Source organism: Galbibacter orientalis DSM 19592 (assembly GCF_000260115.1).
Classification (GTDB): domain Bacteria; phylum Bacteroidota; class Bacteroidia; order Flavobacteriales; family Flavobacteriaceae; genus Galbibacter; species Galbibacter orientalis.
In genome coordinates this window covers 2,767,102-2,779,613 of record NZ_JH651379.1, presented here as the reverse complement: position 1 = coordinate 2,779,613, position 12,512 = coordinate 2,767,102, and the positions used below count along the sequence as shown (strand labels likewise).

Genomic DNA, 12,512 nt, shown 5'->3' with positions numbered 1-12,512 from the left:
TTGCCAACGGTCGTGTGTCGAGTAGACAAGGGGAGTTTCACCCCGAGCCTCTCTAAAGGTATTCTATGACTAAAACAAATTATATTTCATATTTTTTAATTAGTTTATGCTGCATATTTCATTAAATCTACATAAGGGGATTTTCTGTTAATAACAGCAAAGATTCTAGCCAGTATTTTATTCCTGATAATATTTATTGTAGACATCTTGTTTTTTCCCAAGGCGATTCTTTTCTGGTAATATAATTTCATCTCTTCGTTGTATTGGATAGAAGATTTAGCACATAAATCCAACAAGCTCTTCAATTTTTTATTTGCTAAATGGCTTACTTTGGTTCTTCCTCTTATACTTGAACCAGAGGTATTAGGAAAAGGAGCTATACCGCAATAAGAAGCAAATTTCCTCCAACTGTCAAACTTTCTAAAACCCTCTGTAAATACTATCATATAAAGTGCAGTTTGTTTACCTACACCTTTAATGGTGATTATTAAATCATACTGGAATTTAAGATTGTCGTCTTCCGAAATAATAGTTTCTATTTCTGTTTCAAGAATATCTATTTCTTTAGTGAGACATTTAATAAGTCTTTTCTGAATTTTTAGAAGTAGTTTATTTTTACTTTTTGACAGTATTTCCGATTGCTCCTTTAAACTCATTTTGTAGCCAGCTCTTTGTTTTACCATGCGTTCACGTAGCGAGAACAAGCGTTTTAATTTAACAATGCTCTCAGAACTTGGAATATTAGATTTTAGCCGATCCCGTTTTTCATAGGAATAAAGAGCTATTCTTTTAGCATCTGCTTTGTCATTTTTCCCTCTGGTCATTCCCATGGATTGTTTAATTTCCAAGCCAGGCAATATCACATAATTAAAGTTTTCTTCAAACAGAAAGAGAGATATACTGTGACAGTATATCCCAGTATGTTCCATAGCGAACAGAAGGTTTTCCGTAGGGACTTTACTACTCTTTTCTAACCACTTAACCATTTGCTTAAAACCTTTTTTATTGTTTTCAAATTGCTGAAATAGGTTTTCTTTGTGAAGATGGGTATCGATTACTTTTTTGCTGATATCAACACCAAGGGTTTCTAAAATTTCCATATTTCAAATTTTTAAATTAATGGTTACTTTGACTAAAACCTTTAGTAATTATTACTAATTAGTATTCTATCTGGTCCTTTGTAACCGTGAATAAAAAAGCGGGGACTAATACTGTGATTAGAGATTTAAGCTCTAGAACCGTACAAAGTTCACCCCACTCTTCCTGATAAAAATATGAACAATTTTAATAAGTTATTAGTCTCCCCCAGACCCCCTCTTTTCAACAATATCAATAATATAATTATGGATTGTTTCTTATTTCAAATCTAAAGGGAACCGTACGTGATAGTCTCCCATCATACGGCTCTTCTTATACAAATCTATACACTTAATTCGAATATCCAACATACCAGTGATAAAACAGACTAGGAAATTGTTTTCTAACCCTGTCCAACCATCTATAAGCATTTGTTAGATTATTTCTATACCGTTTATAGCGATATCTTGCCCATCTTACTAGTTTTATACGAAGTACATAAAACACCTTGGACAAACTATAACCTCGGTATTTACCAAAGTAACGTATCCACCCTCTAAGTTTAGGATTTAAATAATGTGCTATACCTACAATACTATCACATTGCTTTCTTGGAATTTTCATCTTCCTAATCACTTCAAATATTCGTGAGCGTGATTGGATGCTGATTGCACAGTCAAACCCTAGAAACAGCTTCCCTGATTTCTTCGATTTTGAGCTGCGTGGCTGAAATGTATATCCTAAAAAGTCAAATTTTACTTTTTCATACTTTTCTTGCCTTCTAAAATCCTTACAATACACAATTTTTGTTTTATCAGGATGCAATGTTAATCCACAAGATTCCAGTCTTACTTTTATGCTTTGCAAAATTTGCTCTGCTTCTTTTTGTGTCTGACAATGAATTATAATATCATCTGCATAGCGTACAAATTCAATTGCAGGCTTCATTCTTCCATACCAAACATCTAAGGTGTAATGCAGAAACAGATTGGCTAATAGTGGACTTATCACCCCACCTTGTGGTGTGCCTTTTGTTCTTGCTACGATTTCACCTTTTTGGGTTTGAAGTGGAGCTTTGAGCCATCTTTCGATGTATTTAAGCACCCACTTTTCCTCAACATGTTTCTTTAACGCTTTAAGCAACTTGTCATGGTCGATATCATCAAAGAAATTCTTGATGTCTAAATCAATCACCCAATCATATTTCCAGCAGTTTTTGCGTACCTGTTCAAGTGCTTGATGAGCACTGCGTTTAGGTCGATAACCATAGGATTCTGGATGAAAGATCATTTCCAGTCTTTCTTCTATTTGATTTCTTATCACCGTTTGGGCTACTCTATCGCTAATGGTTGGAATCCCTAATTGGCGAATGGATCCGTTTTTCTTTGGAATTTCAACTTGTAGAACTGGTGGTGGGTAATAACTACCAGAGGCTAAGCGGTTCCATACCTTGTACAAGTGTCGATGTCTTTGCTTGTCATAATCTGACATACTTAGATTATCTATCCCTGCGCTTTTTCCTTTTCGCTTTACCTGTAAGTAGGCTTCCCATACCATTTCTTTGGTAATAGGCACTGATTTTGTCTTCTCAAATTGAATCATCCTCTTACGAGTTGTAAAAATTGATAAACTGTATAAGCCAGTCCCTTTGCTCCAGTTTCATTACAAAACTTTCATCACTACTACAGACTGGTCCGTCCCTGAACCAAGCATCGCTATTTAGCCTCTAGTTTGCGCTATTGTACTTTTCACTTTGCATCTTGGAGCAGATTCCCGAGTTCCGCTTATAAGCCCGAATAAAGGTCATGCCTCCTAAATGACGCCTGCCGCTTAGCCAGTAAACAGGTAACCGCTAAACTTATCATGTTTGTCATACTTCAAACACTTTTGACAGAAGGTTGCACTTTTTCGACACTTCATCAGAGGTTCATTTGCATTCATCTCCTTTATTCATACCTGACCACGCTCATGGCACAGTCGTTTCCATAACGCTCAATACCTTGACTCTTTACCAAAGCACCTTATGGGGGTTTGATGCTCTCCCCTGTAGAACAGCACCGGTGGGTCACTTCGACTGCGCTCAGCACAGGCGGTTCCACCATCTTATAAACAGTTACGTAACGAATTTCAGCCGTTCGTTACTCTCGGCACACATATGGCTCGTAGCGTGTAAATTAGCGATTATTTTTCGGTTAGGCACAAGCCAGATTTTTAAATTTTACTATTTATCTTTTTATTGGAAATCGTCAAATTTAAAAATTTGGCGCCTTTCCAAATATGCTTTAACTTCGATTAAGCAAAACACTAGCTATGAGTTATATACGTCTTTGTTGTGCATAGTACTTTTAAATAATCATAATTTAATCAATAATATTTTTTTCTAAAATCCAATGGTGTCATACCTGTTTTTGATTTAAAAAACTTGGAAAAATAAGAATAGTCCGAGAATTTGAGTGTATTGGCTATATTGGCCAAATTGTCTTGAGAATGTACAATCAATCTTTTTGCTTCTAGAATTATCCTTTCAGATATTAATTGGCTTGTCGTTTTATTTAATGTTTTGTTTACTACTCTATTTAGATGCTTGGTACTTATATTTAATTTGTCAGCATAAAATTTAGGAAATTTTTGACTATAAAAATGTGCGTTAATTAAATTCTCTAAAGCTTCAAGTATATTAGAATAGTTTTGAGAATTAAGCTTTTCTAAATTGATATCAACTGTATATATCCTTGTTAATTCTATGTAAATGTTGTTTATTGAATTTACTATTTTTAATTCTCTTAAAAGATTGTTTTGTAAATATTCGGTATAAGCTTCCTGAAACTTAAGATTTAATTCGTAAAGTTTTTTAGGAGCTAATTCTAAAACAGGAGGATTCTGACTGGAATAAAAAAAAGGAAATGAATGGAGTTTATGTTGTAAAAACTTTAATTCATAAAATTCTTGAGAATGAAAAAAGATAAATCCTTGAGGTTGTGTTTCAAATTTCCAAAAATGTGTTTGTCCTGGTTTTAAAAAAAATACCTTGCCAGGGTTTATACTATAAGAATTAAAATCAATTTCGTGTGTACCTTTACCTTCGGTAAATAGTACACATAGATAGAAATTATGACTATGCGGTTTGTTAATTAAATCCTTATTACGCTGTATGTGATTCGAAAAAGAATTTATATACACATCATTGAGAGGTACAGATTCTTCAAATTGATTAATATTTAGAACTGGTATTTTCATCGTTTATGTCCTAAAAGTACAAAAAATAGCGAACATACTATATGATTAAAACTGATTAACTGACTTAATTTTGCAGTACAAATAATATTGTGAAATGAGTAAAGTTTTGAATGCTTTGAAATGCAAGTGTCCGAATTGTAAAAAGGGAAAGATTTTCAATACTAAAGGAAATATCTTACTGTTGAACATTCCTAAAATGAACGATAGATGCCCGCAATGTAATTATAAATTTGAAAGAGAAACTGGTTTCTTTTTTGGTGCTATGTTCGTAAGTTATGCACTTGCTGCGGCACAAATGATAACAAGCCTCGTGATATTTTGGTATATAATTGATATATCACCTTTAAGAGTTTTTGCCATTATAGTTCTAATAGCATTCCTATTCAGTACAACCAATTTTAAATTATCAAGATCTATTTGGATTTATCTGTTTTATAAGGATAGAAATTAGAGTCGGTTGCTGTATTATGCACAACGGTCTCGGCTATGAGTAGTTGCGTGGTTTAGAGGTTAACTTTACAAGTACACACCAAACTGAAAATCCGCGAGGATTTTCAGAAGTAGGCGAGAACAAGCAATTACTTATAGCCATTGTGGCTGTTGCACAAGCTTTCTTTTAACCAATTTTCAAATTAAAAGCAGTTCTTTAAAACAACATATGCCTAGAAAACAACAACTTACCTATTATTAAAATTTAGGATAATCCTCTTTTCTTATAAATTTAGAGTTGTGCAACGGTTACCATTGTTGAACTAAACCTAAAGGTAGCTTTCCAGTGCAGTAAAGTCACTTTTGGCTACCTTTAAGTCATATTAAATCTTGAAATATTAAAATTATGAAAAAAAAGTCATACGCTCATTGAAAAAGCGTGTCATTCTGTACCTGAGTTTACAGATTTATATCGCAAACTAGAACGCTCTGTAACGTTATCAGGAAAAAGCCAAAGCACGCTTACCAATTATGCACGTTGTTTAGCACACATCACCTTGCATTTTAACTGTAGTCCACTAGATTTGGATGAGGAACAAATTTTAGATTATCTCCATGTTTTAAAATCTAAAAACAAAACACCATCAGAGAGTTTTTTTAAACATACGGTTTACGGATTAAGGTATCTGTATCGTATCTATGAGTTACAGAAGATGCGCGTGGTACTTCCAGCCATTAAGCGTCCAAACAGACTTCCCGTAGTATTAAGCTGTCAAGAGGTAAAACGTCTTCTTAAAACGCCAAAACTACTCAAACACCGATTGGTACTGGCTATGCTATACGGGTGTGGACTACGTTGCTTCGAACTTCGTAACCTTCAGTTAAAGGATCTGGATTTCGATCGAAAGATGCTACATATCCGTCAGGGTAAGGGTAACAAGGATCGTTACGTTCCTTTATCTGATCTGCAAATTCGAGGTCTTAAAACCTATATCTCAGCCGAACATCCTCGTATCTGGTGCTTTAACGGCAATCATTCAGAAGGTACACCTGTGCCGTTATCTACCCGGGGTATACAGTGGATTATACGCGAAGCCCGTAAACATAGTGGCATTAAAAAACAGGTGACTACACATAGTTTTCGGCATAGTTATGCTACCCATTTACTGGAAATGGGATTGGATATTATTAGTATAAAGGAGTTGTTGGGGCATGCCGATATCCAAACCACGCTGGTTTACCTTCATGTGGCGCAATTAGGTAGGCAAAAGCCTTTTAGTCCGTTAGATCGGTTATATAGCGAATAGCTATGCGTTGTGCTACCTACGAAGTAGCTCAGGTGTTAGAACGCAATCAAGACCATTTACAGGCCTATTGCTATACCAGTTGGCAACATCGGACTTTACATGCCATCCGAAAATGTAGAACCCTAGCTTTGGGTGGTCACATAGACCGTTGTAATAATCCAGATTGTAACACCTTACACTTAAGCTATAACAGTTGCAGAAATCGTCATTGTCCCAAGTGCCAGGGACATCAAAAAGAACAGTGGATACGGGCTCGCGAAGCTGAACTGTTACCCGTGCCTTACTTTCATGTGGTATTCACACTGCCACAGGAACTTAACCGCTTGTGCCTTTATATGCCTAAACCACTTTATAACATCCTTTTTAAAGTGGCCTGGCAGGTGATTCATGACTTTGGGAACAATCCTAAATTTTTAGGCGCTCGATCGGGAATGATTGCAGTACTGCATACCTGGGGACAAAATTTATCGTTGCATCCGCATCTGCATTGTATTGTTCCTGGAGGCGGATTAACACCTTCAGGACGATGGAAACCAGTAAAACACAGAGGAAAATACCTGTTCCCTGTAAAAGCCATGAGTAAGGTGTTCAGAGCACGCTTTGTGTCACAATTACGAAAAGAGCCTAATCTGGAGATGTTATCAGGTTTTTATAATAGCCTATTTAAAAAGCCCTGGGTAGTGTATTGTAAGCGTCCCTTTTTAGGTCCCGAACAAGTAATAGAATACTTAGGGCGCTACACCCATAAAATAGCCATTAGTAACCATCGCATACAGGATGTCGGGAATGGTTCTGTGACCTTTTCGATGAAAGATTACCGGCATGGCGGCAAACGCTCTTCAATGTGCTTACCAGATGCCGAGTTCATCAGACGTTTTGCTTTACACATACTGCCCAAAGGTTTTGTCCGTATCAGACATTATGGTATGCTGAGCTCTTATCATAAAAGGCAAAATTTAGCTGAATTAAAGAAAACGCTTGATCCTGTAAGGTTAAAAGAAAAACCACCGTTATTACACAATATATGCCCTAAATGCCGACAAGGACACTTAATAACCATTACAACATTTACAGCTCGAGGTCCGCCAAAATACTGGATAGATCAGTTACATACCCCTCAATAAAATAACGTTGCCAAGCACGTAACAGGCAGCTATTGGCTAAATTTTAAATTAATGAAAGAAAAAAACTTTGTAAAACATGAATACTTGATTTAGCTATCTTGAAAAGGCAGAAAAACGATTGTTGAGTGACATACGAAATAAAAATAAATCTGGAACACCCCCTTAAACTCCTCTTAAAAAATAAACCAATCCCCATAGTAGGCTAACCGATCAACTACCGGTTCAGTCAACACGGCGTTCATGTTTGGTCGTACCGACCACACGAACGCTTAGTTATTAGAGCCAGTTTTATTTAATTCAGTTTTTAATGCTTCAACTAATTTAGCTCTAGTATCCTTAAAGATAAATGGTGATATTTTTCCACTTTTGAATGAAAGGTCGAAAAATAATAATCTACCGAAAATATTTTCTATCAAATCTCTTCTATCAAATTTCACTCCAGATTGGATGTTCATAATTAGTTGACTTAAAAAATAATCACTATACAAAGATTCCGTGCTTAAATCTAATTTCTCCAAAACTTGGTCTTGATTTAATATGGATTGAAGTTCTTTCTCAAGCTTTTTTTCTTCATCTCTTAAAATCGCAGCTTCTTGATATTTTTGCTTTTTAACTACTGCATTTTTCTTTTTTCTGACTTCCATTATTTCCTCATATTTTTCAAAATAATTCTTTGGAAGTTTATCTTCATTTTTTATGTTTTGAGAAACATTTACTCTTTGAATTTCTAGCTCTTTAAGTAATTCCTTATTTAAGATATTCGTTAAACTCTCTTTTTCTTTCGTTAATCTTCTAATTGTACCAGTTTTGTTTTCATTTTCAGCTTCTTCTATTTTTTCTTCAAGCTCATAATTAGATTCTATTAGTTTAAGAAGTTCTTCCCGTTCAGAAAAGTCTTTAGACTTTTTAGGGTTTGATGCTTTATTATCAATCTTCCTAGTGAATATAAATTCTCCCCCTTTATGACCATATGACTGCAAAGGTTCTCCTCTTGGAATTTGGTCTACTTTTTCTGCTACTTCTGAAACTATTCGGTTAGATATTTCTGATATGCTTAAAGAGCCTGTATTCTTATTCAAAACGGTTATTAAAGCTTCAGCAAAAGGGCTGTTTTTTCCTGGTTCTCCATCTGATACAGGTTCAATTCTACCAGACGTAATTGCCCATTTCGAAGGGATTTTGTCAAGCTTTTCTTTAGATGTTTCTATTTTTCTATATGGCGTAAATACACTACCTGAAAAGCAAGAATCTGAAACAAGCAATATATGATGTGATTTAAGTGCTTTTATATAGCTAAATAAGGTAGAATATGGAAAATAAGTTGACTTTGAATAGGGCAATGCTTCTTGAGGAATTAAATATCCCATTTGTAATAAATCGTCAAATTCTCCGTGCCCAGAGAAGAGGATTATCAGATTTTGACTTTCGTCTTGAGAAGTTAAGTAATTTTCTAGTTCATTCGTAATATTTTCTAGTGTTGCTTCTTCATTCAAAAGTTTAGTTACGTTTGACTTATTAAAATCATATTTATCAGTTAGGATATCAACTATATTTTCTATATCTCTTACTGCATTGTTTAGTTTTGTACAGTTTTTATAGTTGTCAATTCCTATTGCAAAGATGTGGTTACTCATATTGGTTTAATTGGCTCTAACGTTGTTGTGTATGATTAGTGGCGTTGTCTAAGCACCTAATTTAGCAAATAAAAACTGAATAGAAAATCCTCGAGGATTTTCGTAAGTAGGCTCGACCTAGCCATTAATTATAAACGGTGTTGTAGCAAGTACTTTTTCAGAACAGGCTATCTGGATATTTCTCAATTTCTTTTTCAGATTGTTCTTCTTTAGCTTGCTCTAATTGTTTTATAATGGATTTTGTTTCTCTGAATTGTTGGGCTTCAATATCTTTAATGAAATCGACTTCTTTCTCGAATTTATCGATTATTACTTGTTCTATTTCGTCTAAAGTTACTCTAAAATATTCTTTACGATAGTTTACTTTATTTATACGTCTATCATCAAATTCTCTGTGTAATAAATTTTCAAGTTCAGGTGCATTTTCTGAAAAAATCATTGCGTGTAAATCAAACGTAAAAGGCACTGAAGCATCTCCTAATTCCTTCACTCGGTCTAATGGTTCAAGTCTTCTTGTCATTCCTATTTTATAAACATTTTCTCCAAATGAGCCAAGGTTTGAAATAATATAAACGTGTCCAGATTTTGTTTCCTGTGCTCTTGATATTGCTCTTTCCTTTGCTTCGTGCGCTTCTCTTAAATTTTGTTCTAATTGTGCAATTTGAGAATTAAGTTCTTCTAATTGTTGTCCGCTGACTAAACCTAAATCTTTTCTTGCTCGTTCTAATGCTTTTTGGTAACGCTTTTCCTCAATTTCAGCTTCTTTCCTTGCTTTTTCAAATTCTCGTTGCGCTCTTTCTTCCTCTCGTTGTTCTTCTCGAATTGCTCTTACTTCTTCTTTTTCCTGATATTTTTTATGTGCTAATTCATAGACTAAATGGAGTTCATCCAACTTCAAATTTAAATACTGATCTGTTATATAGGTGTTGTTGGATTTACCGAGTTTGTTTATTGCATTAAATGATTTTTTAATTCTTTCTTCAAAGCGCTTTACGTTATTCCAACGGACTTTTGAAATTAGTGCATCACATTCGCCATTAAAAGCTCTTAACGTCAAGTTGATATACCTTCTTGTCATTATTTCACCTTGTTTACGGCTATTTCCCACAACCCATTCAGTTTGGCAGATACAGGCGTTTCCACCCTTTATTAATTGCTTTTGTCTGGCAACAATTTGCTTAATTCTTTCTTTATACTTTTCGGAAGTTTCTAAATCAAAAATAGGTTCGTAAATCCCAAGTTCAACGAATTCTAAATCGTTTTGGTAGAGTTTTATGTCTTTTTCTAATTCTTTAAAGATTGATTTTGCGTTGATGAATTTGTCATTCAATTCAGTTGCGCTTGTTTTAATTCCTAAAAGTTCTTTGTTTTTTAATTCTATTTCGTTCTCGATGGATACAATTACGCTAAACCTTTCTAAATCAGAATTTAGCTTGTTATTTTCGTCAACCTTTGAAGTGAGTTCTGAATTCTTTTTTTCAATTTCAGAAATTAGTTTGGTTTTCGCTTTCTTACTTTGATTAAGTAAAATAAAAAGTACAATTCCCAAAGCTAAAATTGTGATTATTAATCCTAATGTCATTGATTAGTTTGGTTTTTTTCAGTATTTGCTAGTAGAGTAGAGCCTGCTACCCGAATTAATTGCTAAGTTAATAAATTTCGGATAGCAGTACCCCCTGCATCAAACCGTGCATGAAGTTTTCCCTCACACGGCTTACCGATAGTATTCTTCATTGAGCTTTCGCAAGGGTTTTCAAGCGGGCATATTTTTCTATATCCAACAGGTTTTTGTATTTTACAAAATTCCTGTATGGCTGCTGGCGTAGCAGCTTATGCGCTTTCCTTCCTTTGCTTTTTAACCATTTATATAGTTTGTAATCCAAATGTGGTATGATTACCTTTATCGTTTCCCATATATGGGTTATTTTACTGATCGAGAAATAATTCAACCATCCGATTAGCAGTTCATTAAGTTTATAGATGATGTGCTCTATTTTCCAATGTCTGCGTTTGGACAGTAGCTCTCTGATCTGTGTAAACAATTTTGACCGGGATTTTTGACTGGGACGTATATTCGTATAATTCTTTTGGTTCCAATCAAATTTGGAACGGATTACCCTGAATTCAAATCCCAGAAAACAAAGACTACTTTTGTTTATATGCAATATCGTTGTCTTTTCCCTATTGAGTTTTAATCCCATCCGATACATAATCAAACCGATATACCTTCGCATATCCTGACTGTATCTTTGGGTACTCATCAGTACAAAATCATCCGCATAACGCACTATACGAATGTTCGATCTAGCAAACTTCCCTTTTGGATTGTTTACTATACGGTCAAAAGCGTGCAGGTAAATGTTCGAGAGCAAGGGCGATATGACTCCTCCCTGTGGGGTGCCACTTGTTGACTTTATCAGCTTACCGTTCGTTAATTGTACCGGTGCCGTTAGCCATTGGTGAATAACCGCCAATATCGATTTGTCACTGAGGCGTTCTTTTAACATCTTGAACAACTTGGTATGAGGTATCGTATCAAAGTAATTTGATAGATCTGCATCATATATAAATTGATGCCCCTCATATAAGTTCTTCTTGATTTGTTTGACTGCTTCTTTTGCTCCCCGCTTGGGGCGGAATCCATAAGAGTGGGGTATAAAGTCGGCTTCCCATAAGGGCTCAAGAACCATCTTTACTGCCATCTGAACTATTCTATCCTTGATGGTCGGTATACCTAGAACTCTATATGCTCCTTTTTTCTCTTTGGGTATTCTTACTCGCCTAACCGGTAAACAAACGTAGGTTTTGGTGCGTAATTCTGATTGTATCTCGCTAAGGTATTGATGTAATCCATTACTTTCAATATCATCAAAACTAACGCTATCTACTCCGGTTCCCTGAGGCTTTCCCGATTTTACCCTGCGGTAGGCTGTTATCAAGACGTAATCTGTACAGACCTTGTCCCACAAACTGTATGCCTTGAAACCTGCCTCTTGCTTGGCCCTAATGTATAGCTTTCTTTGAAATACACGAACACGCTCATCCGGTTCTCCGGATGGACTTACTAATAGACTTTCGTCAATATAGGTCGTTCTGTTTTTCATATAAGCATTACTAAAGTAAAGCCCCTTCCCTATTGTCGGTTTTGTTGTCCGACAAATCTTCGGTAATATGGGCTTCTCCGACTTCTGTACACCCCCTTGCTTACTTCGCTATGCTTATAAAACAAGGTTTTAAGTAGCCAGCTTGAATGTACAGACCTCCCCAGTTCCGCACTGTTCCATCTATCATCACGCCATCCCTATGACTCCGGTAGTTTACAAGTTTTCCCCCGACTGTTGATCCAACTTGTATGGCAGGGTTCGTATACGTCAACACACTCCCCAAATCTACGGTTACACATCTCGAAGCTACTATGGGTTCACGCCTAAGCATTACGGCTTGATGATTTGAAAGAACGAAGCTTCAGTTCACTACCTCACGGTAATTCCTGTTCGTCTTTCTTCCGGGTGAACAGTCAATTGTCCGGATAGGATTTTCACCTACTGGAATAGTGCAGCGGCTGGGCGCACCAACGGTTTTGTATAAGATTAGTTGCGTTGTTTAAGCACTTAATTTAGCAAATAATAACCGAATTGCAAATACGCGAGGATTTTCGTAAGTAGGCTTGCACTAGCAATTAATTTTATACGGTGTTGTACACT

Annotated in this window: 9 protein-coding genes; 3 read left to right on the top strand and 6 right to left on the bottom strand. The window is 35.5% G+C overall.

The genetic code is table 11. The features are described 5' to 3' along the window. Positions 1 to 104 precede the first annotated feature (104 nt). From JOOMADRAFT_RS12260 to JOOMADRAFT_RS12250, 3 genes are all read right to left on the bottom strand, one after another. Positions 105 to 1,100: an IS110 family RNA-guided transposase gene (locus JOOMADRAFT_RS12260; RefSeq protein ID WP_008613838.1), complete on the bottom strand. Its 996-nt coding sequence runs from the start codon at positions 1,098 to 1,100 to the stop codon at positions 105 to 107. A gap of 328 nt (positions 1,101 to 1,428) precedes the next feature. Further along, on the bottom strand, positions 1,429 to 2,679 hold the full coding sequence (gene ltrA, locus JOOMADRAFT_RS12255) for a group II intron reverse transcriptase/maturase (RefSeq protein ID WP_008613836.1): 1,251 nt from the start codon (positions 2,677 to 2,679) through the stop codon (positions 1,429 to 1,431). Positions 2,680 to 3,441: 762 nt separating this feature from the next. Further along, positions 3,442 to 4,314 (bottom strand): AraC family transcriptional regulator, encoded by an 873-nt coding sequence (locus JOOMADRAFT_RS12250; RefSeq protein WP_008613835.1) that lies wholly within the window; start codon positions 4,312 to 4,314, stop codon positions 3,442 to 3,444. Between the two features lie 94 nt (positions 4,315 to 4,408). Between JOOMADRAFT_RS12250 and JOOMADRAFT_RS12245 the strand changes: the two genes are divergently transcribed. The 3 genes from JOOMADRAFT_RS12245 (at position 4,409) to JOOMADRAFT_RS12235 (ending at position 7,174) form a co-directional block, all read left to right on the top strand. Then, complete coding sequence (locus JOOMADRAFT_RS12245; protein ID WP_008613833.1) at positions 4,409 to 4,765, top strand: DUF983 domain-containing protein; 357 nt, start codon at positions 4,409 to 4,411, stop codon at positions 4,763 to 4,765. A gap of 406 nt (positions 4,766 to 5,171) precedes the next feature. Further along, entirely contained in the window at positions 5,172 to 6,050 is an 879-nt protein-coding gene (locus JOOMADRAFT_RS12240) for a tyrosine-type recombinase/integrase (RefSeq protein WP_394359000.1), read from the top strand. 2 nt (positions 6,051 to 6,052) lie between these two features. Beyond that, positions 6,053 to 7,174, top strand: coding sequence for an IS91 family transposase (locus tag JOOMADRAFT_RS12235; protein WP_008611912.1), 1,122 nt, complete (start codon positions 6,053 to 6,055; stop codon positions 7,172 to 7,174). Positions 7,175 to 7,443: 269 nt separating this feature from the next. Here JOOMADRAFT_RS12235 and JOOMADRAFT_RS12230 read toward each other — a convergent pair whose 3' ends face one another. The 3 genes from JOOMADRAFT_RS12230 to ltrA (JOOMADRAFT_RS12220) form a co-directional block, all read right to left on the bottom strand. After that, positions 7,444 to 8,808, bottom strand: a complete 1,365-nt coding sequence (locus tag JOOMADRAFT_RS12230; RefSeq protein ID WP_008613831.1) for a caspase family protein — start codon at positions 8,806 to 8,808, stop codon at positions 7,444 to 7,446. Between the two features lie 157 nt (positions 8,809 to 8,965). Then, entirely contained in the window at positions 8,966 to 10,390 is a 1,425-nt protein-coding gene (locus tag JOOMADRAFT_RS12225; protein WP_008613829.1) for a DUF4041 domain-containing protein, read from the bottom strand. Positions 10,391 to 10,538: 148 nt separating this feature from the next. Beyond that, complete coding sequence (gene ltrA / locus JOOMADRAFT_RS12220) at positions 10,539 to 11,912, bottom strand: group II intron reverse transcriptase/maturase (protein WP_008613824.1); 1,374 nt, start codon at positions 11,910 to 11,912, stop codon at positions 10,539 to 10,541. Between the last annotated feature and the right edge of the window lie 600 nt (positions 11,913 to 12,512).

What these genes read in the sequence shown, in the direction of transcription:
- JOOMADRAFT_RS12260 (WP_008613838.1), bottom strand. Translation starts at nt 1,100, where the DNA reads ATGGAAATTTTAGAAACCCTTGGTGTTGATATCAGCAAAAAAGTAATC.
- ltrA (WP_008613836.1), bottom strand. Translation starts at nt 2,679, where the DNA reads ATGATTCAATTTGAGAAGACAAAATCAGTGCCTATTACCAAAGAAATG.
- JOOMADRAFT_RS12250 (WP_008613835.1), bottom strand. Translation starts at nt 4,314, where the DNA reads ATGAAAATACCAGTTCTAAATATTAATCAATTTGAAGAATCTGTACCT.
- JOOMADRAFT_RS12245 (WP_008613833.1), top strand. Translation starts at nt 4,409, where the DNA reads ATGAGTAAAGTTTTGAATGCTTTGAAATGCAAGTGTCCGAATTGTAAA.
- JOOMADRAFT_RS12235 (WP_008611912.1), top strand. Translation starts at nt 6,053, where the DNA reads ATGCGTTGTGCTACCTACGAAGTAGCTCAGGTGTTAGAACGCAATCAA.
- JOOMADRAFT_RS12230 (WP_008613831.1), bottom strand. Translation starts at nt 8,808, where the DNA reads ATGAGTAACCACATCTTTGCAATAGGAATTGACAACTATAAAAACTGT.
- JOOMADRAFT_RS12225 (WP_008613829.1), bottom strand. Translation starts at nt 10,390, where the DNA reads ATGACATTAGGATTAATAATCACAATTTTAGCTTTGGGAATTGTACTT.
- ltrA (WP_008613824.1), bottom strand. Translation starts at nt 11,912, where the DNA reads ATGAAAAACAGAACGACCTATATTGACGAAAGTCTATTAGTAAGTCCA.